The following is a 22,108-nucleotide window of genomic DNA, read 5'->3' on the forward strand; positions in this document are numbered from 1 at the left end:
GTGCTTCGGCGTGAGTCTGACGGGGCGGAACGGGCTTGAGAAACACAATGGGGGTGGGACGCGTGGGACGTACGAGTCTGCGCACGGTGTCGAGAAGGAGACGGGCCAGGGGTGGGGCGGTCTCGGCTGCGGCGGCCCTGGCCGTGGTGGCCGGGCTGCTGCAGTTCACGTCCCCGGTGGCCGTCGCGGCCGTCGCCGGGGACATGCCGACCGTCACCCTGCCCGGCGCGCAGCGGACGGCGCCACGGGTGGGGTTCCTGACCGCCGCCGACGCCTCCGGGTACCTGGCCGCACCGGGCATCCCCGGGGCTCCCCTCTCCCCGGCGGCGGCGTGGAGAGGGCGCGACGGCTCGACCAAGTGGATAGCGGAACGGCCGAACACGATCGCCTACAACGGCGGCCTCGGGCTGACCAGGGTCCCGGCGACCCCGCAGACGAGGAACGTCTACGAGATCCGGCGCTTCGCCACCGACAAGGTGACCCGGTTCTCCCTGCCGGTCGCCGACCGGGGCACCGCCGTCTTCGCCGAGAACCGGCTGCTGGTCGCCCGCAAGGTCGGCGGCAAGTGGACGCTCCACCTGCTGGAGACACCGGCGGGCGGCGGGAAGCCGGTCGAGCGGCCGGTGACCGGACTGGCGGACGACTTCAGCGGGTCGGTCACCTACGCGACGTCGGACAAGCGGGGAGCCGCGTTCGGGTACACGACGGACGACGGCAAGTACACCAGGCGCAACCTGCTCCTCGACTTCGGCACCGCCACGGCGACCTATGTGCCGAGCGACGACTTCTACGACCTCTCGTCCCCCCACCTCGCCGGTGACACGGTGAGCTACCTGGGCTACAGCAGGCAGACCGCGGACACCCGCCTGTACGTCATCGACCGCGCGCGTCCGGAGGTCCCCGGCCGCCTTCTCGACACTCCGCGAGGCGACCTCCTGGCCACCCGCGTGATCGGGGGCTGGGTGCTGTACCCCGGCGGCGCCAACAACGGCATCGTCGCCGTTCCGGTGACCGGCGGCCCGGCGCGGACTCTGCTGCCCGCCTCGTACCAGCAGTTCGTCGACGGCGACGACGGCAGTTTCTTCATCGAGGGCGGTACGGACGCCAAGCACTGGGCGGTCCAGCGGGTCACCCTCGGCTCGGACGGGGTCCCGGTCTTCAAGCCGGTGGGGGCGCCGCTGCCCCCGGTCTCGGTGTACGAGGCCGGTGGCGTCGCCGTCGACCAGGGGCGGGTGCTGCTCGGCACCGAGCGCAAGAACGGGTTCTACCCGTATCCCGGCACCGATCTCACCGCCTTCGCGCTCTCCCTGACGGCCGACGGTACGTTGAGCGCCGCCCCGCCGCAGAGCCTGGGCAGCCTCGGGTACACGGAGTCCAACCCCTCGTACGACGTCCACTGCTACGCCGACTGCCTGCGCTTCACCAGCAACGGGGAGGGCGGCATCCCGCACCCGGAGCAGTGGGTGACGGGCGTCGTGGCCGCGTCCGCCTCGTACCGGGTGCAGAGGGACGGGCTGGGGCTCAGCAAGCGGGTGTTCGACGGGGAGAAGACGCTGGCCGTCGATTCCTGGCCGGCCGCCGCCCTGTGGGGGAGCACCCTGTGGACCGCCCGGACCGTCTCGGGCAGGCCGACGTTCGAGACGTACGCGCTGCCGTCCATGCGGAAGCTGGGCAGCCAGGTGCTCGCCTCCTGCCTGCCGACGGATCTGCAGGTGGTGGGCCGGTACGTCTACTGGTCCTGTGGCCCGGACAAGGCGGCGGTCGTCTACGACCAGAAGACCCGCTCGACGCAGAGCGTGCCGCGGGGTTACGCGAAGCTCGCCGACGGCTACCTGGTCTCGCAGGACAACAAGGCGGGCAAGCTGCTGATCACCTATCTGAAGGGCGCGGTCCCGGCCGCCAGGGTCGGTACGAAGGAGCTGGGTCCGCTGCCGTCCCCGCCGTTCGCTCCGGTGGACCGGCGTGGGCGGTTCTGGAACGTGGACCGGTTCGGCGGTCCGGTCGCCTACCTGACGGCGTCCGGTGCCGTGACGGTGAAGTGGCCGCAGGTGACCGTCTCGCCGCTCGCGGCGACCGACGCCTCCGTCCCCACCTCCATCGATCCGCGCGAGGGGGGCGGTGACTTCGAGGGCGTCTGGCACCTGAACAGACCGGTCGCGACCTGGAAGCTGACCGTCACCGACTCGGCGGGCGCCGTCGTGCGGACCCTCAGCGGCGGCCGGGTCCACGGGAAGATCGCCGTGACCTGGGACGGGCGTACTGCGAACGGGGCTCTGGTCCGCGCGGGCACCTACCGGGTGACCCTGACCGCCCGTACCGCGAACGGCACACCCAGGAACGCGGTGGTCCACGACAAGCCGCTGACCGTTCGGTAGGCGGGCCGCCTCCGCTTCCGCCTCCGCCTGCTGCTGACTGCCGGGCCCGGCCGTGACTCCTCACGGCCGGGCCCGGTCGTATTCGCTCGTGTTCGTCCAGGTCGGACGGGTCGGGGACGAACACGGCAGAACCGTTCAGCCCTCCCCGACCGCGACATCCGTGTGTCGGCGGGCCTCACCGGGCCTGATAGCGTCCCGGCAACGGCCGTGTTTCCCTCCGGCCCACCAAATCCGTTTCGTCGGTGAGAGGTTGGAGCATGCCGGACGATGCCGTGGCCGTGCGCGCGGCGGAAGAGGAGCGGTCCGCCTTCTCGCACCCGCCCGTCGACCCCGACGTCACCGCCGCGTACGGCGACCACCCCGACCAGGTGATCGACTTCTACGCCCCGCAGGGTCCCGAGCCCCGCTCCGCCGACGGTTCCGTGCCGCTCGTCGTCGTGCTGCACGGGGGTGCCTGGCGGGCGCCGTACGACCGCCGGCACATCACGCCGTTCGCCGCCTTCCTGGCCCGGCGCGGGTTCGCCGTGGCCAACGTGGAGTACCGGCGGGGCGGCGACGATGCCGCCGTCGCCGGGCGCTGGCCCGACACCTTCGACGACGTCGCGGCGGCGCTGGACGCCCTGCCCGCGCTCGTACGGGCCCACCTCCCGCAGGCCGACCCGCGCCGCATGGTCGTCACCGGGCACTCGGCCGGCGGGCACCTCGCCCTCTGGGTCGCCGCCCGGCACCTGCTGCCCGCCGACGCCCCCTGGTTCACGGCCCGCCCGGCACCCCTGCGCGGTGTCGTCGCCCTCGCCCCGATCGCCGACTTCGCCGTCGCCGTGAAGCTGGACGTCTGCTCCGACGCCGCCCGTCAACTCCTCGGCGGAGACGGCCACTTCGTCGAGCGCCAGCCCTACGCCGACCCGGCGCTGCTGCTTCCCACCGGCATCGCGACCACCCTCGTACAGGGGCGGGCCGATCTCGACGTACCGCAGCTCGTGGCCGAGTCGTACGCCGACGCGGCGGCGAAGGCCGGTGAGGTGGTCGGGCTGACGCTCCTGGAGGACGTCGGGCACTTCCCGCTGATCGACCCGGTGGCCGACGCGTGCGCGGTGGTCGCGGAGGAGATCGCCCAGCTCGCGTGGTGAGCCTGGTGCGCGGGGGATACGTGCTGGTCGTACCCCTACCGGACTCGTAGTCGTCGCGTAGTACCTGAGAGGGATGCCCGAGAACCCACCTCACTGCTGACGACCGCCGCCCGCCCGCCGCCTACCGTGCTGTATGTGACTGAGACGACCCACACGCAGACGAATCCCAGGCCGAGGCGGGGAGACGACGCTTTGTTCAACAGCCCCGAGTTCCGGCTGGCCATGGACGCGCTGGCGGGACTGCGCGCGGACCTGTTCCACGACGCCTTCGCCTACCGGGAGCTGCCCCCGCGGGACCGGCCCGGCCGGATCGCCCGGGTGCTGCCGAAGCGGCTGCGCCCGTACGCGGTCTGGGAGCGGCACGCCCTGGTGGGCGCGGCCGGGATGCTGGCCGTGCTCGTCACCTTCGCGAGCAGCGGAGGGGGACTGATCGAACCACTGCTGATCAGCGTCTTCACGCTGGGGCCGATCCTGCTGACGCTGGTCCGGCCGGTCGGGGCCTTCTGGTTCTCCCTGGTCTCGATCCCGGTCGTCTCCGTGCTCGGCCAGAACTGGGGCGGTGACTACGGGAGCGGTAACTACCCCTTCCAGCCCCCGAGTTTCCTCGCCCACCTGGTGGTGCTGACGGTCGTCGCCGCCCGGACCCGGCCGCGTACGGCGGCCTGGATGTGGGCGCTGACGGCGGTGTACGCCATGGGCGCCGAGAGCCTCTTCGGCAACCGTTACTTCAACAGCAACGCCGTGCCCTTCCTCTTCCTCGCCGCGCTGTCGCTGCTCGCCGTGAGCCTGCTGCTGGTGCGCCGGGCCGCCGAGCAGGAGGTGACCGCGCAGCTGACGGTGACCGCGCACGAGCGGTCCAAGCGCACCCTGCTGGAGGAGCGCACGACCATCGCCCGCGAGCTGCACGACGTCGTCGCGCACCACATGTCGGTGGTCGCCATCCAGGCGGAGGCGGCGCCCTACCGGGTGGAGAACCCGCCCGAGGAACTGACCAAGGCCTTCGCGACGATCCGCGAGAACGCGGTGGCCGCGCTCACCGAACTCCGCCGGGTCCTGGGCGTCGTACGGGCGGAGGACTACGAGGCCCCCGACGCCCCGCAGCCGACCCTGGCCGACCTCGACGCGCTGCTCGCCAACGTGCGGGAAGCGGGGTTGAGTGTGGAGAAGGTGGTGACCGGTGCGGTACGTGAACTCCCGCAGGGCGTCGAGCTGTCGGCGTACCGGATCGTGCAGGAGGCGCTGAGCAACACGCTGCGGCACGCGCCGGGGGCGGGTGCGAGAGTCGAGATCGGTTATGTGCTGGGCGGGTTGGGGCTGCGGATCGTCAACGGGTCGGTGCCCGAGGTGTCGTTCGTGAAGCAGACGCCTACGGAAGGCGCGGGGCACGGGCTCACCGGGATGCGGGAACGCGTCTCCATGCTGGGCGGCGAGATGACCACGGCCCCGACGGCCGACGGCGGTTACGAGGTCACCGTCTTCCTCCCGGTGGCCACCGTCACGGACGCCGACGCGGACACGGGCGCGGGCGGGGAGGGGGCATGAGCGCCCGGACGATCCGCGTACTGATCGTGGACGACCAGATGATGGTCCGCGAGGGCTTCTCCGTGCTGCTGAACGCGATGCCCGACATCGAGGTCGTCGGCGAGGCGGTGAACGGCCGCGAGGCGGTCGAGCGGGTGCGTGAACTCACCCCGGACGTCGTCCTGATGGACATCCGGATGCCCGAACTGAACGGCATCGAGGCGACCCGCGAGATCGTCGCGGCGGACGGCACGGCGAAGGTCCTGGTGCTGACGACCTTCGACCTCGACGAGTACGTGTACCAGGCGCTGCGGGCGGGCGCCTCGGGCTTCCTGCTCAAGGACGCGTCGGCACGCCAACTCGCCGACGGGGTACGGGTGGTGGCGGCCGGCGAGGCCCTGCTGGCGCCCTCTGTCACCCGGCGCCTGATCACCGAGTTCTCGAAGCTCTCCGAGGTACCGCGGCCGATGGCGGGCGCGCAGTCGGCGTACGGCGAACTGACCGACCGCGAGACCGAGGTGCTGGTGCTGATCGCGCAGGGGCTGTCGAACGTGGAGATCGCCGGGCAGTTGGTGGTCGCCGAGTCGACGATCAAGACGCACGTCAGCCGCATCCTGGTGAAACTCGGGCTGCGGGACCGTACGCAGGCGGCGGTGTTCGCGTACGAGGCCCGGCTGGTCACTCCGGGATGACGGGATGACGGGATGAGGTGACCATGCGGCTACGGTGACCGCATGGAGCAGCGCATCACCCTGATCACGCTGGGCGTCGCCGATCTGGCCCGGGCCAGGGCCTTCTACGAGGCGCTGGGCTGGCGGGGGCAGGAGGTCGAGGACACCGTCTTCTTCCAGGCGGGCGGGCTGGGGTTCGTCCTGTGGGGCCGGGACGAGCTGGCCGTGGACTGCGGTCTGGAGCCACCGGGACCGGCGGCGGAGCCCGGCCGGTTCGGCGGGATCGCCCTCGCCCACAACGTCCGCTCCGACGCGGAGGCCGACGCACTTCTCGCGGCGGCGGAAGAGGCCGGCGGGACCGTCACCAGGCCGGCGGCCGTCAACTCGATCGGCTTCTACTCCGGGGCCTTCGTCGACCCGGACGGCCACCCGTGGGAGGTCGCGCACAACCCGGGGTTCGCGCTCGCGGCGGACGGGTCGGTGACGATCCCCGACTTCGGCACCGGTCAACTCCCTTAGCGGCGAACGAGACAGACACCTAGCGGCGTCCGAGATAGACACCCAGCGCCCGCTGCAGCATCCTCCCCTGGCTGCCCACCGGCAGTTCCCACTCCCCGAGGTACTCCACGGCCCGGCCGCCGGCGCCCGTCTTGAAGTGGAGGCGGCCGAGGAGGCGGTCGTCGGTGAGGGCGGGGGTGATGGAGCGCAGGTCGTAGGTCTCGGCGCCGGCCGCCTGCGCGTCGCACAGCATCCGCCACAACAGGGCGCTGCTGGGCCGCAGTTGGCGTCCCCGGGAGCCGGAGGCGGCGTACGAGTGCCAGACCCGGGTGCCGACGTTGATCATGAGGGCTCCGGAGAGGACCTCGCTCTCGTACTCGGCGACGTACAGGCGCAGCCGGTCCTCGTCCTCGGCGTTGAGGGCCTGCCACATCCGCCGGAAGTAGTCGAGCGGGCGGGCCTTGAAGCCGTCGTGGGCGGCGGTCGCGGTGTACAGGCGGTGGAACTCGGGCAGGTCGTCGTCCGAGACCCAGGAGACCTGGACGCCCGCCGACTCGGCCGTACGCAGGGCCTGTTCCCAGTGCGGGGCGAGGGCCCCGCGCAGGTCGTCGACCGAGCGTCCGGCGAGCGGGATGTGGCAGCCGTAGCGCGGCTGCCCGAGGCCGAAGCCGTTGCCGTCGCCCTCCGCGCACGGCCGCCACCCGAGCCGCCGCAGCCGCTCGGCGGCGTCGAGGGCGTACCCGTCGATCCCGGCCGGTGGCAGCTCGCGCAGATGCCGTACGGCGGGGTCGGCGAGGCCCGCCGCCACGGTGGCCGGGTCCCAGTGCCGTACGACGAGGGGCGGCCCGATCCGGACCGAGAAAGCCCCGATGCGCTCCAGATGGGCGACGAGCGGGTCGAGCCAGCGCTCCAGCCGAGGGGCCCGCCAGTCGATCGCGGGCCCGTCGGGGACGTACGCGAGATAGCGCCGCGTGCCGGGCAGCGGCCGGTAGAGCACGAGCGCCGCCGCGACCAGTCCCCCGTCCTCGAACCAGCCGACGCTCTCCGGCAGCCAGTCGGGCTTCACGGCGCCCCACTCGGGGATCTGGAGATGGCTGGCGTCGGGGGCGAGCCGCAGGTGGGCCAGATGCTCCTCGCGCGTGATCTCCCGCACGTGCAGGCTGGTCATGGGTGGGGTACTCCTGTTCGGGGGCGGCCACCGTAAGCCGGGGATCACCCGGTGGGTCAAGGGTTCAGGGGAGAAGGTTCACCGACGGGAACCCGAACACCTCGCTGGTCAGGTGGGGGCGGCTCGGGCTAGCGTCCGGTCATGGCAGCTGCATCCGACCTCGCTCCCGACCCCGTCTTCGACCCGTGGGACCCGGCGTTCCTCGCGGACCCGTATCCCGCGTACGCGCGACTGCGGTCCCTCGGCAGGGTCGTGCGCTACGAGCCCACGAACCAGTGGCTGGTCCCGCACCACGCCGACGTCTCGGCGCTCCTGCGCGACCGCCGCCTCGGCCGCACCTACCAACACCGCTTCACCCACGAGGACTTCGGCCGCACGGCACCCCCGCCGGAACACGAGCCGTTCCATACGTTGAACGACCACGGCATGCTCGACCTGGAACCGCCGGACCACACCCGTATCCGCCGTCTGGTGTCGAAGGCGTTCACGCCGCGGACGGTGGAGGGCCTGAAGCCGTACGTGGAGCGGCTGGCGGCGGACCTGGTGGCCGACCTGGTGAAGGCGGGCGGCGGCGACCTCCTGACGGACGTGGCCGAGCCGCTCCCGGTCGCGGTGATCGCGGAGATGCTGGGCATCCCGGAGGCCGACAGGGCCCCGCTGCGCCCCTGGTCGGCGGACATCTGCGGCATGTACGAGCTGAGCCCGTCCGAGGAGACGGCGGCGCGGGCGGTACGGGCGTCGGAGGAGTTCACGGAGTACCTGCGCCACCTGATCGCGGCCCGCCGCGCCGAACCCGGCGACGACCTGATCTCGGGCCTGATCGCCGCGCACGACGAGGGCGACCGGCTGACGGAACAGGAAATGATCTCGACCTGCGTCCTGCTCCTGAACGCGGGCCACGAGGCCACGGTCAACGCGACGGTGAACGGCTGGTGGGCCCTGTTCCGCAACCCCGCCGAGCTGGAGCGGCTGCGCGCGGACCACTCCCTGATCCCCTCCGCCGTGGAGGAGCTGATGCGCTACGACACCCCGCTCCAGCTCTTCGAACGCTGGGTGCTGGACGACATCGAGATCGACGGGACGACGATCTCGAGGGGCAGCGAGGTGGCCCTCCTCTTCGGCGCGGCCAACCACGACCCGGCGGTCTTCACCGACCCGGCCCGCCTCGACCTGACCCGCACGGACAACCCGCACATCTCCTTCAGCGCGGGCATCCACTACTGCATCGGCGCACCCCTGGCCCGGCTCGAACTGGCGGCGTCGATGGGGGCGTTGCTGCGGGGGGCGCCGACGCTGGGGTTGGTGGCGGAGCCGGTGCGCAAGCCGAACTTCGTGATCAGGGGGCTGGAGGGGCTGCGCGTCGAGACCTGAGTCGGGTGGTGAAGCCCCGTCCGACGGCCCAGACGGCCAGGCCGGTGGCGGTCCCGGCGAGGGTCAGCAACGGCAGCTCGGCGTAGAAGACACTCCAGTCGGGGCCCTGCTCGAAGCGGCGGACCCGGCCTTGGGCCCTGGCGGCCCACACCGCCAGTCCGGCGCTCACCCCGAGGGCGACGGTCAGACATCCTGCGGCGGCCTGTGCGCGTTGTCCCATGACTTCGAGGGACGCGGTCGGGCGGTCGGAGGTTCCGGGGTTCAGTTCCCCGACGGCTCGTTCTGCCGGAGGGCGCGGAGGACGTCGTAGCCGACGAACTCGAACATGCGGGTGCCGGCGTGGAGGGGGCGAGGGGTTCCGGTGAAGCGGTGTACACCGACCCCTTGGCGCACGGCCGGGTCCGACAGCCACCGGAGTTCGAAGTCCTGCCCGGCGAACCAGTCGCAGATCAGCGGTACGTGGTCGGGCGCGGCACGGTGCCGGGTCCAGATGACCGTGCCGCCGGTGTCGCACAGCCCGCCACAGGCGCCGATGGTGCGCTCGATGTCGGCGTCCGTGATGTTTCCGAACACTCCGCAGACCAGGACGAGATCCGCTGGGGCCAGGTCCTGGTACCGGTCGACGAGGGAAGCGTCGCCTGTCACCACCTCGACCCGGTCCAGCCCTGCCCGGCGGGCGGTTTCCGAAGCCGCGGCCGTGTTGCGGGGGTCCAGTTCGACGAGCCTTGCCCGTACGTCGTCGCGGCGCGGGTGATCGGCGAGGACGTGGAGGATGTCCCTGCCGTCACCGGCGCACAGGCTGATCACGTTCAGTGGCCCGGTCGGGGCCTCGTCCAGGGCGTGTCGGATCTGCTCCCGAACGGTGTGCAGCCGCCGCGCCAACCGGGAGTCGACCGTGTCGTACTGGTCGTGCCAGGCGTTCCAGTCCATCGCCGAACCCTACGGGGCCAACGAGTCACGGACCATTCGATTCCCTTCGGTTCGGGCTCGGCCGACGGTTGTGCCTCATGTGCTCAGGTCTCGCCGCCGCAGCCCGGCCAGCCCCGCCGAGACCAGCCCCACCGCCGCCCCCGTGAGCACCAGCACGGGCGGCCAGGTCATCTCGCCGCCCGGCAGCTTCGGGAGGTGGCCGAAGGGGGACAGGTCCAGCACCGCCTGCGGTACGTCCAGGGCCGGGCCGATCCAGCCCAGCAGCAGGGCGAAACCGGCAACTCCCCAGGCGCCGGGGGTCAGTTGGGGTGAGAGGCCGTACAGCAGGACCGCGAGGCCGCCCAGTACCCACACCGCCGGGAGCTGGGTCAGGCTCGCGGCCAGCAGGGGGCCCAGCTCCCGGCCGTAGCCGAGGGCCAGGCCCAGGCCGCTCAGCAGGAGGATCAGGGCCGCGCCCGCGAAGGCGATCAGCAGGTGGCCCGCGGCCCAGCGGAGGCGGCCCACCGCGTTCGCCAGGAGGGGTTCCGCTCGCCCCGAGGTCTCCTCCGCGTGCAGGCGGAGCACCGACGACACGATGTACAGCGCCGCCACCATGCCGAACATGCCGGTCATCGTGGCGAGGAAGGCGTCCTCGATGCCCGACTGGCCGCCCATCCGCTCGATGATCTCCCTGGTCTTGGCGTTGTCGCCGACCAGGTCCGCCGCGCCCTTCGTCAGCCCGCCGAAGGCGACCCCCGCCGCGAGGAAGCCGACGCTCCAGCCGAGGACCGACCCTCGCTGCAGCCGCCAGGCCAGTGCGCCCGCCGTGCCCAGGCGGCCGGTCGCCGGGCCCGGGCGGGTCGCGACGAAGCTCATTCCCACGTCCCTGCGGCCCGCCAACTCGTAGGCCAGACAGCCCTGTACGGCCACTGCCACCGCGAACAGGCCCAGCACCCACCACCGTTCGGCCGCGAAGGGCCGGAGGTTCTCCAGCCAGCCGATCGGGGACAGCCAGGTCAGCGGCGAGGAGGCGTCGTTCGTCGCTGAGTCGCCCGCCGCGCGCAGGACGAACGCCAGCCCCACCAGCCCGCCCGTCAGGCCCTTCGCCAGCCGCGCGCTCTCCGTGAACTGCGCGACGATCGCCGCGAGCGTCGCGAACACCGCCCCCACTCCGCCGATGCCCAGGCCCAACGCCACTGCGCCCGGGGCGCCTTGGGGCGACAGTCCGGCCGTGATCAGCAGGGCCAGTACGGCGTTCGCCACCAGGGCGGTGAGCAGGGCCGCTGTGAGTGGTGCCCGGCGGCCCACCATCGCCGACGAGATCAGCTCCTGGCGTCCGCTCTCCTCCTCGTCACGGGTGTGCCGTACGACGACGAGCAGGCTCATGACGGCGGCGAGGATCGCCGCGTAACCGCCGACGCGCCAGGCCGTGAGCCCGCCGATCGAGTCGCTGAACACCGGGCCGTACGTGGCCCGCAGTGAGCTGTTGCCCAGCAACTGGCGGGCGATGTCGGCGCGTTCGGCGGGGGTGGAGTACACGCTCTCCAATGAGCCGGGCAGGGAGAGCACCATGAGGGCCGTCACCGCCACCCAGATGGGGATCATCAGGCGGTCGCGGCGCAGGTTGAAGCGCAACAGGGCGCCGGTGCCCGCCAGTTGGCGCGAGCCGGTGGTCCTGCGTGCGGCTGGGGCCGACGTGACGGCGGTCATCGGGTCACCGTCGAGTTCTGCTCGTCCTGCTCGTTCTGCGCGCCCGTCTCACCCTGCTCGTCCTGGTAGTGGCGCAGGAACAGCTCCTCCAGCGTCGGTGGCGTCGACCGCAGGGACCGTACGCCCGACTCCGTGAGCGAGCGCAGTACGGCGTCCAGCTTGTCGGTGTCGACCTGGAGTCGGACCCGGCTTCCCTGTACGTCGAGGTCGTGGACGCCGGGGAGACGGGTCAAGCCGTTGGGGGCGCCCGCGAGTTCGGCGGTGATGCTCGTCCTCGTGAGGTGGCGCAGGTCGGCCAGTGAGCCCGTCTCGACCGTGCGGCCCTTGCGGATGATGCTGACCCGGTCGCACAACTCCTCGACCTCGCTGAGGATGTGGGAGGAGAGCAGGACCGTACGGCCCCTGTCCCGTTCCTCCTCCACGCAGCGCTGGAAGACCTCCTCCATCAACGGGTCCAGGCCGGAGGTCGGTTCGTCGAGGATCAGCAGGTCCACGTCCGACGCGAACGCCGCCACCAGCGCCACCTTCTGGCGGTTGCCCTTCGAGTACGTGCGGCCCTTCTTCGTCGGGTCCAGCTCGAACCGTTCGATCAGATCGGCCCGGCGCCCCTTGTCGAGACCGCCGCCGCGCAGTCGGCCGTACAGGTCGATGACCTCGCCGCCGGAGAGGTTGCGCCACAGGGTGACGTCGCCGGGGACGTACGCGATCCTGCGGTGCACCTCCACCGCGTCCGCCCAGGGGTCGCGGCCGAGGATGCGGGCGGTGCCGGAGTCGGCGCGCAGGAGGCCGAGGAGGACGCGGATGGTCGTCGACTTCCCGGCGCCGTTGGGGCCCAGGAAGCCGTGCACCTCGCCGGTCTCCACGGTGAGGTCGAGACCGTCCAGGGCGTGGGTGCGGCCGAACGACTTGTGGAGTCCGGATACCTCGACAGCGGGGCTGGCCTTCGTCATGTTTCCGAACGTACGCTGTCTTCAGAAATTTGTGAAGTTAAGGAAGCGTATGAATGGCGGATACAGTTGGGGGAGGCGTGCGACCAGGGGAGATGAGCTGCGGATGGCGGAACCGGGTGCGGCGGGGCGGGACCCCGAGGCTGTGTCGAGGTTCGTCGAGAGCTTCGCCGCCCAGCTCGTCGACGCCGGGATGCAGCGCATGGCCGCCCGGGTCTTCGCCGCGCTGCTCTCCTCCGACGCCGGCGCCCTGACCTCCGCCGAACTCGGCGAACAACTCCAGGTCAGCCCGGCCGCGGTGTCCGGCGCCGTGCGCTATCTGTCCCAGGTCCACATGGTGTCGCGGGAGCGCGAACCGGGCTCGCGGCGCGAGCGGTACCGGGTGCACAGTGACCAGTGGTACGAGGCGATCACCAACCGCGACGCCGTCCTCAAGCGCTGGGAGCAGACCCTGCGCGCGGGCGTCGACAGCCTCGGCGCCGAGAGCCCCGGGGGGCGGCGGATGGCGGAGACGCTCGCCTTCTTCGAGTTCCTGGAGGGCGAGCTGACCAAGCTGATGGAACGGTGGCGGGTGGAACGGGCCAGGACCTTCGGCGGGGCCTAGCGGCAACGCGCCCCAAAGGGGCGCGGGGAACTGCGCGCCCAGCCACGGACGACCCGCAGTTCCCCAACGACAGTTACTCCGAAGGCAGTTCTTCGGCGGCCCCCCCCCGAGCGGAGCGCTACCGCTCCTTCGTCTCCTCCAGCACCGTCCGCCCCAGCAGCGCGTACCGCTCCGGCGCGCGGCGCTTCAGATAGGTGGCGTAGCCGATGCCGCCCGCCGCGATCAGGGCGACCAGCCAGGGGGTGGCCCTGAGGACCAGGGAGTCCGACTCCGGGCCCGCCGCGACGCCCATGTTGGACACCAGCAGCACCACCACCGCGAGCATCGCGAGGCCGCCGACCAGCGGTGCCGTGAACGTCCGGAACCAGTGCCTGCTCTCCGGGTGGTTCTTGCGGAAGTACGCCAGCACCGCGAAGGAGCAGACGGCCTGGACGACGAGGATCGCCATCGTGCCGAGGATCGCCAGCAGGACGTACGTACCGGTGTACGGGTCCTTGCCCGCGAGTGCGAACGCGGCCAGCAGGACGCCGCTGATGACCGTCTGGACCAGGCCCGCGATGTGCGGGGAGCCGTGGGAGGCGTGGGTGCGGCCGATGGTGTTCTTGAGGGAGGGGAGTACGCCCTCGCGGCCCAGGGCGTACATGTAGCGGGCGGCGCAGTTGTGGAAGGCCATGCCGCAGGCGAGCGAGCCGGTGATCATCAGCCACTGCATGACGACGACCGCCCAGTGGCCGACGTACTGCTCGGTGGGGTTGAAGAACAGGGCGAGGGGGTTCGCGGAGGAGGCCGCCTTGACGGCCGCGTCCTCGCCGTTGCCGATGATGGCCATCCAGGAGACGAAGACGTAGAAGACGCCGACGCCCAGGACGCTGATCATCGTCGCCTTGGGGATGATCTTCTTCGGGTCGCGGGACTCCTCGCCGTACATCGCCGTCGACTCGAAGCCGACCCACGACCAGAAGGCGAAGAAGAGGCCGAGGCCCGCGCTGGTGCCCTGGAAGGCGTTGACCGGGTTCACGGGGCCGAAGGTGAAGCCGTTCGGGCCGCCGCCGTGGAAGGCGACCGAGATGGCCATCGCGGCGAGGATCGTCACCTCGGTGGCGAGCAGGACGACCAGTAGCTTTTCGGCCACCGAGACGCCGAACCAGGTGCCCGTCGCGTTGATCGCGAGCATCAGGATCGCGAACAGCCACCAGGGGATGTCGGTGCCCGTCTGGTCCTTGATGGTCTCGGTCGCGAAGGTCGAGAAGATGCCGATCAGGGCCGGCTCGAAGACGACGTACGCGAAGGTGGCGAGCAGTCCTGACGCGAGGCCGACCGTGCGGCCGAGGCCGTAGGAGATGAAGCCGTAGAAGGCGCCGGTGGAGGTGATGTGCTTCGCCATCGAGGTGAAGCCGACGGCAAAGATTGCCAGGACGACCATTGCGACGAGGTAGCTCGCCGGGGCGCCGATGCCGTTGCCCGCCGACACCATGAAGGGCACGTTGCCCGTCATCGCGGTGATCGGCGCGGCCGTGGCGACGGCCATGAAGACCACGCCGAGCAAACCGATCGCGTTCGGCTTCAGCCGGTGAACCGTGCCTTCGTCGCCGGTTCCGGTGTCTGTCGCCGGGGCTACGCCCTCGTCTACTGCCATCGGGTGGCCCCTTCCTGTTCGTACTGCCGACGAGGTGGAACTCTGTAGCCCAAATGAGTCGGTCAAGGGTGGCGGGATGTTAAATACTTGTCAACCAGACCTTTAGAAATCTGACCGCAACACGTGGCTCGTACGGTCGTCGCCATGAGCGCCATGAGTACGTACACCTCCACCCTCGGCGGCCACAGCTACCGCTTCGACTCCCTGGCGCGGCTGCTCGCCGCCGCGAGCCCCGAGCGCTCCGGCGACCGGCTGGCGGGCCTGGCGGCGGACTCGGCGCGGGAACGGGTCGCGGCGCGCTGGGCGTTGGCGGACGTCCCGCTGGCTCGTTTTCTCGCCGAGCCGGTGGTCCCGTACGAGGACGACGACGTGACCCGGCTGATCCTGGACACCCACGACCTGGCCGCCTTCGCGCCGGTGGCCGGGCTGACGGTGGGCGGCTTCCGGGAGTGGCTGCTGTCGGCGGAGGCGGACGCGGAGACCCTGGCGGCGGTGGAGCCCGGGCTGACGCCCGAGATGGTGGCCGCCGTCTCCAAGCTGATGGGGAACGCGGACCTGGTCGCGGTGGCGAGGAAGGTGCGGGTCGTCACGTCGTTCCGCTCGACGATCGGCCTGCCGGGGCGCCTGGCCACCCGCCTCCAGCCCAACCACCCGACGGACGACCCGGCGGGCGTGGCGGCGGCGCTGCTGGACGGCCTGCTGCTGGGCTCGGGCGACGCGGTGATCGGCATCAACCCGGCGACGGACAGCCCGAAGGCGGTGCGGGACCTGCTGGAGCTGCTGGACGAGGTCATCCAGCGGTACCGGATCCCGACCCAGTCGTGTGTCCTGTGCCATGTCACGACGAGCGTGGACCTGATGGAGCGCGGGGCGCCGGTGGACCTGGTGTTCCAGTCGATCGCGGGTACGCAGGCGGCGAACGCGTCCTTCGGGGTGACCCTGGGCCTGCTGGACGAGGCGTACGAGGCGGCGGGGAAGCTGAACCGGGGGACGGTGGGGCGCAACGCCCTCTACTTCGAGACCGGGCAGGGCAGCGCGCTGTCCGCCGACGCGCACCACGGGGTGGACCAGCAGACGGTGGAGGCACGGGCGTACGCGGTGGCCCGCCGCTACGACCCGCTGCTGGTGAACACGGTGGTGGGCTTCATAGGCCCGGAGTACCTGTACGACGGCCGGCAGATCCTCCGCGCGGCCCTGGAGGACCACTTCTGCGGCAAGCTGCTCGGCCTGCCCATGGGCCTGGACATCTGCTACACGAACCACGCCGACGCGGATGACGACGACGTGGCGACGATGCTGACGATGCTGGGGGTGGCGGGGGCGTCGTTCGTGATCTGCACCCCGGGCGGCGACGACATCATGCTCAACTACCAATCCGCCTCGTACCACGACGCGTTGTATCTCCGCGAGGTCCTCGGGCTGCGCCCGGCACCGGAGTTCGAGGCGTGGCTGGAGGGGATCGGTCTGCTGGACGAACGGGGCGCGATCAGAGACGTGTCGGGGACGGCACACCCGCTGACGGCGATCGGAAAGGAGCTGGCGGCATGACGGAAGGTCAAGTGGCCTTGTCCTCGGACGACTTGACGATGTGGGCGGCTCTGCGTCGGCACACGCAGGCCCGTATCGGCCTCGGGCGCGCGGGCTCGGCGCTGCCGACCCACCACCGCCTGGAACTGCAGGCCGCGCACGCTGCGGCGAGGGACGCGGTGCACTCGCCGTTCGCTCCGGAGGTGGTCGCCGCGGCCCTGCCGGGCATGCCGACGGTACGGGTACGCAGCGCGGCCGGTGACAGGCTGACGTACCTCCAGCGCCCCGACCTGGGGCGCCGTCTGGACGACATCGACCGCGCCCACCTGCCCGGCGGTGACTGGGACGTGGTGTTCGTCGTGGCGGACGGGCTGTCCAGCCGGGCTGTGCACGAGCATGCGGCGCCGGTGGTGCGGGCGACTGTGGAGCGGCTGGGGGTGGGGGTGCGGGTGGCGCCGGTGATCCTCGCGGAACAGGCGAGGGTGGCTCTGGGCGACGACGTCGCCCACGCGATGGGCGCGACGATGGTGGTCGTCCTGATCGGCGAACGCCCCGGCATGTCGGCGGCGGACTCACTGGGCGCGTATCTGACGTACGCCCCGCTTCCCGGGACGACCACGGACGCGGACCGGAACTGTCTGTCCAACATCAGGCCGCCGTTGGGGTTGGGGTACGAGGTGGCGGCGGGGAAGTTGGTGGGGCTGATGGGGCGGGCGCGGGAGTTGGGGCTGACGGGGGTGGGACTGAAGGACGAGCTGGACTCGCCCCCGTCGCCCCTACCCGCCCCTCCCCCAGAGGGGGGACCTCCAACGGGCTGAAACACCACCCCCCTCACCCCGGCAACGTCAACCCCCAAGCCCCCTCCCGCACCACCCACGTCCGCCTCCGCACCGGCCCGCTCACCAGCCCCGCGTCCGCGCGGTAGCGGAAATCCGCCCCCGACACCGTCACCCTCCGCCCCACCACCCCCAGCGGAGACGCCTCCGCGCCCACCGACGCCGGCCGTACCTCCACCCGGGCGCCGCCGGCCGCCCCGGGGGTCAGTGTCACCGCCTCCACCGGCTGGTCCAGGTCCACCAGGGTCACGCCGTCCACCTCGACCCGGAGCCGGGAAGGGCCGGGGCCGCCCGGGGGCGCGGTCACCCTGGCGGACCGCGCCCCTCGGACGGGGCGGGTCGCCAGGGTGCGTACCAGGGACTGGCAGGTCCGCAGCCAGTGGTGCGCCGGGTCCGGCACCCCCGTACCGCCGTGGGAGTCGGCGGCCGGGCCGATGTCGATGCCGCCGCCGGGACCCCGTACCGCCGGGATTCGTACCGCGCCCACCACCACCCCGTCGCTGTCGTCGACCAACAGGTCCAGGCGGCGTTCCGCGCCCTCCAGGACCGCGCGGGCCGCCGCCACCGCGCCCGTGGGGATGCCCAGGGAGCGGGTCAGGGCCAGGACGCCGGTCGCGCCCACCGGGACGACCGACAGTGCGCATCCGGCCAGTTCGCGTTGCCGGTGCAGGAGGGCCACCGTGCGCAGGAGCGCCCGGTCGTCGCCGATCACCACGGGCCTTCGGGAGCCCCTCCTGGACAGGGCCCGGGCGAATTCCTCGGGGCTGTCCGGGAGGCACACCTTTGTGGTCGCACCCGCGCTGAGCACGTCTTTCGCGATTCGTACAGACTCGCCGTCCGTCCGCCGGGCGACCGGGTCGATGACCACGAAGAGCTGGTCGGAAGTCGCCACCTCGGTCATGCCTCGCTTCCTCGGGTAGCATCTTTGTGCAAGAGCCCCTTGCGCTATTGCGCCAGGGGCTTGGTCTATTCCGGGGCATCCGGGTCCGACGGGTTGCGGCCGACGAGGGTCGCCGGTGTACGAGGCATGAGCCGACAGCTCAGTCACGTACGCCCCTGGCCTTGGACATGCCCCGCCCGGAAGGGGTGTACGCGCGTGCCCGCACTTGTGCTGCTCGGTGCTCAGTGGGGTGACGAAGGTAAAGGGAAGGCCACGGACCTGCTCGGCGGGTCTGTGGACTATGTGGTGCGCTACCAGGGCGGCAACAACGCCGGCCACACGGTGGTCGTGGGCGATCAGAAGTACGCCCTGCACCTGCTCCCTTCCGGAATCCTCACACCTGAATGCACACCCGTCATCGGCAACGGCGTCGTCGTCGACCCGTCGGTCCTGTTCTCCGAGCTGAACGGGCTGAACGAGCGAGGCGTCGACACGTCCAAGCTCCTGATCAGCGGTAACGCTCACATCATCACGCCGTACAACGTCACCGTCGACAAGGTGACGGAACGCTTCCTCGGGAAGCGGAAGATCGGGACCACCGGGCGTGGCATCGGTCCGACGTACGCCGACAAGATCAACCGCGTCGGTATCCGCGTCCAGGACCTCTACGACGAGTCGATCCTCACCCAGAAGGTCGAGGCGGCGCTGGACGGCAAGAACCAGCTCCTGACCAAGGTCTTCAACCGGCGGGCGATCGAGGTGGAGCAGATCGTCGAGGAGCTGCTGACCTACGCGGACCGGCTCAAGCCGTACGTCGCCGACACCGTCCTGGTCCTCAACCAGGCGCTCGACGACGACAAGGTGGTCCTCTTCGAGGGCGGCCAGGGCACGCTCCTGGACATCGACCACGGGACGTACCCCTTCGTCACGTCGTCCAACCCCACCGCGGGCGGCGCGTGCACGGGCTCGGGCGTGGGCCCGACGAAGATCAGCCGGGTCATCGGCATCCTCAAGGCGTACACGACCCGCGTCGGCGCCGGCCCCTTCCCGACCGAACTCTTCGACGCGGACGGCGACGCCCTGCGCCGCATCGGTGGCGAGCGGGGTGTGACGACCGGCCGTGACCGCCGCTGCGGCTGGTTCGACGCGGTCATCGCGCGGTACGCGACCCGGGTCAACGGCCTGACCGACTTCTTCCTCACCAAGCTCGACGTCCTGACGGGCTGGGAGGAGATCCCGGTCTGCGTGGCGTACGAGATCGACGGCAAGCGCGTCGAGGAACTCCCGTACTCCCAGACCGACTTCCACCACGCGAAGCCGATCTACGAGAACCTCCCTGGTTGGTCCGAGGACATCACCAAGGCGAAGACCTTCGCGGACCTCCCGAAGAACGCCCAGGCGTACGTGAAGGCGCTGGAGGAGATGTCCGGGGCACCGATCTCGGCGATCGGGGTCGGGCCGGGGCGGACGGAGACGATCGAGGTCAACTCGTTCATCTAGGACGGAAGAACAGAAGAACGGCTGAGGGGCACCCTGTCCTGCGGGGTGCCCCTCGGGCGTTCGGTCGTCTTCGGGGTCAGTCCTCGTCCGGAGGGGCCTGGAACCCCGCGGTGTCGAGTTCGCAGCCGAAGGGGTCGGGGATGTAGAGCTTCTCGCCGAACGGCTTGGTGAGCCGGGACTTGTAGCCGTGCTCGTACGGGTCCAGGTGCAGGCTGGCCTCTTCCTCCTGCATGTCGAGGACCAGGTAGACGGGGACGCCCGCCTTCCCGTAGACCTCGACCTTGTCGGTCAGGTCGTCGATCCGGGTGGAGGGGGAGGTCAGCTCGGCGACGAAGGAGAGACCTTCGCCGTCGAGGCGGTTGCTGTCGGTCTCCAGCGTCCGCTCGTGCGCGGCGTAGATGTCCGGTCCGTAGGCACGCTCGACGCCGGGGAAGACGAACAGAAGGGGTGACGAATCGATGAGGTGGCCTTCGGGGAGGAAGTCCTCAAGCTGTCGGCGCACCAGTTTCATGACGCGGGAGTAGTACCCCTTCGACCACGGCGACACGACGATCTTCCCCTCGATGATCTCGGCCCTGTAGCCGTCCGGCAGGCCGAGCTGGTCGAGGGCGTCCAGCAAGCCCTCGAAGCTGGGGGACTCCGTGCCGCGTATCGTGATCGGTCGCTCTGTCATCAACGTCATGATGCGCCCTTCTCCTGAGACAGGCCAGCTGCCACTCAGCGTAGTCACGCGCACACTGAGCGGCAGCCATTCCTCCCGATCTCTCAGGGCCTCACCTCACTTGGTGAAGATGAAGTACTTCCAACCCCCGTGCGTCGTCGTGTTCACGTTGTCCCCCGATGCCCCGTCGATGTACGACGAGCGGATGCGGAAGCGGTAGCCGATGTCGTGCGTGCCGCCCAACTCGACGCGGGAGACGCCCGCCGAGTCGAGGGCGAAGTACTGCGAGCCGCCGTCGTACCAGGCGCCCTCGTAGAAGTACTCGATCTGCAGGCGCTGTTCGCGGTTCGGGTACGCCGTCATGGACGTCGTGAACAGCGGGTTCGTCGCCTGGTGGAAGTAGGCGTAGGTCTGGCCGTACGCCTGCTGGTTCTTGTACTGGCGGCTGATCGTCGTCGACACCTTGACCCTGGTGTAGACCGTGCTGGCCACCGACTTGGGCGCGTAGCGGGCGTCGCCCGTGAAACGGGCCGTCAGGCGGGTGTCGCGGGTGAGCTTGTACGTGGCCGCGAAGTCGCCGTTGGCGTTCACCGTGCCGGCCTTGACCAGCTTGTTGGGCGCCGAGCCGTACGGGTCGGCCCAGATCTCGACCTTGCGGTTCTTGTACGTCTTGCCGAGGTGCGCCGTGAACTTGACGCTCTTCGCGTAGTCGTACGTCTTCTTGTTGTTGGAGAGGCTGATCGTCGTCGCCGCGCGTGAGACGTCCACCGCGTCCGAGCCCGACGAAGCCAGGTGGTTCGCGTCGCCCGCGTACGACAGCGTGTACGTCACCCTGCCGCCGGCCGGCGGGCTGTTGGTGAAGGTGAACGTGCCGTTCGACGCGACCGTGGCCGTGCCGATCTTGCGGCCGTTCGGGGTCTCCAGGTCCTTGCGGGTGATCGTCAGCTTGCTGCCTGCGGGCACCTTCACCTTGCTGGTGATCTTGCCCGTCACCGTCAGCTTCTTCGCCCGCGCGGACTTGGTGGGCGCGCTGACGGAGACGGCCGTGACCGCCTTCGTCGGGGTGTTCAGGACGCGCAGGTCGTACCTGCTGTCCCCGGCGGACGTCACCGCGAACAGCCGGGACCGGTCCGGTGCCCAGCCGAGGCCGGCGGCGGCGAGCCTGCCCGTGCTGCCGTCGCCGATGAAGTCGTAGTCCCGGACGGAGGTCGTGCCGCCCGGCTTGTAGACGTTCAGGCCCTGGCCGTACGTCGTGTCGTTGCCAGCCGCGACCGTGCCGTCGGGGGCGACGGCCACCGCGTTGGCGTACCCCTGGGTGTTGGCGTACTTGCCGGCCGCCGTGAGGTCGGCGGTCTTGTACACCACGTGGTTGTACGGGGTCTGGGCGGCGACGACGACCCGCTGGCCGTCCGGCGTGACCGCGAGGTCCTTCAGCTGCTCGCCCGCGACGGTCGTGCGCGCGGTGGCGGTCGGGGTGCCCGACGAGACGTCGTACACGCCGAGTTCGGTCGAACTGCGGCGCGGCAGGCCGGCCACCAGCGTGTTCGAGCCCGGCGCCGCGTCCAGCAGCGGAGCGGCGGTCCAGGGCTTCGCGGCGTCGCCGTCGAGGGTGACCTTGTGCTCCGGGTCGGTCAGGTCGACGGAGCCGATGTTGCCGGTGCCGAGGTCGCCGTAGCCGAACCACAGCTTGCCGCCCGCGAGGGCCACGGACTGCGGGTTCACGTCCCCCGTGGGGTACTGCGCCGACACCGTGGTCGTGGCGGTGTCGACGGCGACGATCGCGTCGGCGGTTCCGCCCAGGTTGTCGGGCACGGCGGCGTAGAGGGTGCCCGAGTCGGCGGACAGCTCCAGGCCCCGGACACCGCGCAGGTTGGAGATCTCCCTGACGAAGTTGCCCCGGAAGTCCGTGGCGACGATCCGGTCGCTGTCCGGATCGCTGACGAAGACCCGCTGGTGGACGCCGTCCACGACGATGTCGCCGAAGGAGACGATGCCCAGGTCCCGCTGGTCGTCCGCCATGGCGGTGCCCGCGACGCCGGTCGTGAGCGCGACGGAACCGAATGTGAGTGCGACCGCGAGCGCGGTCGACAGAGTGCGTCTGTGCACGGTGATTTCGAACCCCCCGGTACGAAAGCGCCCCGAGAGCGGGGCCGCCCGGCTCCTG

General features: G+C 71.0%; 19 protein-coding genes. 10 read left to right on the forward strand and 9 right to left on the reverse strand.

From position 1 onward, the window contains the following. Positions 1 to 62: 62 nt before the first annotated feature. The 5 genes from CW359_RS28485 (at position 63) to CW359_RS28505 (ending at position 6,216) form a co-directional block, all read left to right on the forward strand. The gene (locus CW359_RS28485) at positions 63 to 2,375 is read left to right on the forward strand and encodes a FlgD immunoglobulin-like domain containing protein (protein WP_157968653.1); all 2,313 of its coding nucleotides are present in this window, start codon (positions 63 to 65) and stop codon (positions 2,373 to 2,375) included. A 257-nt stretch (positions 2,376 to 2,632) separates the two neighbouring features. Continuing rightward, positions 2,633 to 3,505, forward strand: a complete 873-nt coding sequence (locus CW359_RS28490; protein WP_105973029.1) for an alpha/beta hydrolase — start codon at positions 2,633 to 2,635, stop codon at positions 3,503 to 3,505. 135 nt (positions 3,506 to 3,640) lie between these two features. Then, complete coding sequence (locus CW359_RS28495) at positions 3,641 to 5,047, forward strand: sensor histidine kinase (protein WP_105973092.1); 1,407 nt, start codon at positions 3,641 to 3,643, stop codon at positions 5,045 to 5,047. After that, positions 5,044 to 5,718 carry a response regulator gene (locus tag CW359_RS28500; RefSeq protein WP_105973030.1) on the forward strand — a complete coding sequence of 225 codons (675 nt, stop codon included), beginning with the start codon at positions 5,044 to 5,046 and terminating at the stop codon, positions 5,716 to 5,718. Before CW359_RS28495 ends, CW359_RS28500 begins: the two co-directional genes overlap by 4 nt. Positions 5,719 to 5,760: 42 nt before the next feature. Continuing rightward, positions 5,761 to 6,216 (forward strand): VOC family protein, encoded by a 456-nt coding sequence (locus CW359_RS28505; RefSeq protein ID WP_105973031.1) that lies wholly within the window; start codon positions 5,761 to 5,763, stop codon positions 6,214 to 6,216. 19 nt (positions 6,217 to 6,235) lie between these two features. On the opposite strand, the gene CW359_RS28510 is transcribed toward CW359_RS28505, so the two are convergent. Further along, positions 6,236 to 7,363 carry a lipid II:glycine glycyltransferase FemX gene (locus CW359_RS28510; protein ID WP_105973032.1) on the reverse strand — a complete coding sequence of 376 codons (1,128 nt, stop codon included), beginning with the start codon at positions 7,361 to 7,363 and terminating at the stop codon, positions 6,236 to 6,238. Between the two features lie 141 nt (positions 7,364 to 7,504). On the opposite strand from CW359_RS28510, the gene CW359_RS28515 reads away from it, so the two are divergent. Then, a complete protein-coding gene (locus tag CW359_RS28515) occupies positions 7,505 to 8,734 on the forward strand; it encodes a cytochrome P450 (RefSeq protein WP_105973033.1) in 1,230 nt (409 codons plus the stop codon). Here the strand turns inward: CW359_RS28515 and CW359_RS28520 are convergent. From CW359_RS28520 to CW359_RS28535, 4 genes are all read right to left on the reverse strand, one after another. Then, entirely contained in the window at positions 8,700 to 8,954 is a 255-nt protein-coding gene (locus CW359_RS28520; protein WP_105973034.1) for a hypothetical protein, read from the reverse strand. The genes CW359_RS28515 and CW359_RS28520 overlap by 35 nt on opposite strands. 41 nt (positions 8,955 to 8,995) lie before the next feature. Then, positions 8,996 to 9,664, reverse strand: a complete 669-nt coding sequence (locus CW359_RS28525; protein WP_105973035.1) for a class I SAM-dependent methyltransferase — start codon at positions 9,662 to 9,664, stop codon at positions 8,996 to 8,998. A 75-nt stretch (positions 9,665 to 9,739) separates the two neighbouring features. Further along, complete coding sequence (locus CW359_RS28530; protein WP_105973036.1) at positions 9,740 to 11,353, reverse strand: ABC transporter permease; 1,614 nt, start codon at positions 11,351 to 11,353, stop codon at positions 9,740 to 9,742. Further along, on the reverse strand, positions 11,350 to 12,303 hold the full coding sequence (locus CW359_RS28535; RefSeq protein ID WP_105973037.1) for an ABC transporter ATP-binding protein: 954 nt from the start codon (positions 12,301 to 12,303) through the stop codon (positions 11,350 to 11,352). The genes CW359_RS28530 and CW359_RS28535 overlap by 4 nt, the downstream gene beginning before the upstream one ends. A gap of 103 nt (positions 12,304 to 12,406) precedes the next feature. Here CW359_RS28535 and CW359_RS28540 point away from each other — a divergent pair, with 103 nt between their 5' ends. Beyond that, positions 12,407 to 12,904, forward strand: coding sequence for a GbsR/MarR family transcriptional regulator (locus tag CW359_RS28540; RefSeq protein WP_105973038.1), 498 nt, complete (start codon positions 12,407 to 12,409; stop codon positions 12,902 to 12,904). Positions 12,905 to 13,022: 118 nt separating this feature from the next. On the opposite strand, the gene CW359_RS28545 is transcribed toward CW359_RS28540, so the two are convergent. Next, a complete protein-coding gene (locus CW359_RS28545) occupies positions 13,023 to 14,540 on the reverse strand; it encodes an APC family permease (RefSeq protein ID WP_105973039.1) in 1,518 nt (505 codons plus the stop codon). 153 nt (positions 14,541 to 14,693) lie between these two features. Here CW359_RS28545 and CW359_RS28550 point away from each other — a divergent pair, with 153 nt between their 5' ends. Both CW359_RS28550 and eutC read left to right on the forward strand, forming a co-directional pair. Further along, on the forward strand, positions 14,694 to 16,088 hold the full coding sequence (locus tag CW359_RS28550; protein ID WP_105973040.1) for an ethanolamine ammonia-lyase subunit EutB: 1,395 nt from the start codon (positions 14,694 to 14,696) through the stop codon (positions 16,086 to 16,088). After that, a complete protein-coding gene (eutC, locus tag CW359_RS28555; RefSeq protein ID WP_105973041.1) occupies positions 16,085 to 16,885 on the forward strand; it encodes an ethanolamine ammonia-lyase subunit EutC in 801 nt (266 codons plus the stop codon). The genes CW359_RS28550 and eutC overlap by 4 nt, the downstream gene beginning before the upstream one ends. Positions 16,886 to 16,898: 13 nt before the next feature. On the opposite strand, the gene CW359_RS28560 is transcribed toward eutC, so the two are convergent. Beyond that, positions 16,899 to 17,804: a diacylglycerol kinase family protein gene (locus tag CW359_RS28560; RefSeq protein ID WP_105973042.1), complete on the reverse strand. Its 906-nt coding sequence runs from the start codon at positions 17,802 to 17,804 to the stop codon at positions 16,899 to 16,901. A 195-nt stretch (positions 17,805 to 17,999) separates the two neighbouring features. On the opposite strand from CW359_RS28560, the gene CW359_RS28565 reads away from it, so the two are divergent. Next, complete coding sequence (locus CW359_RS28565; protein ID WP_105973043.1) at positions 18,000 to 19,283, forward strand: adenylosuccinate synthase; 1,284 nt, start codon at positions 18,000 to 18,002, stop codon at positions 19,281 to 19,283. A 76-nt stretch (positions 19,284 to 19,359) separates the two neighbouring features. On the opposite strand, the gene CW359_RS28570 is transcribed toward CW359_RS28565, so the two are convergent. After that, complete coding sequence (locus tag CW359_RS28570) at positions 19,360 to 19,965, reverse strand: Uma2 family endonuclease (RefSeq protein ID WP_105973044.1); 606 nt, start codon at positions 19,963 to 19,965, stop codon at positions 19,360 to 19,362. Positions 19,966 to 20,061: 96 nt separating this feature from the next. After that, positions 20,062 to 22,050 (reverse strand): hypothetical protein, encoded by a 1,989-nt coding sequence (locus CW359_RS28575; protein WP_105973045.1) that lies wholly within the window; start codon positions 22,048 to 22,050, stop codon positions 20,062 to 20,064. Between the last annotated feature and the right edge of the window lie 58 nt (positions 22,051 to 22,108).

The sequence above is a fragment of the Streptomyces geranii genome (assembly GCF_002954775.1).
Lineage (GTDB): Bacteria > Actinomycetota > Actinomycetes > Streptomycetales > Streptomycetaceae > Streptomyces > Streptomyces geranii.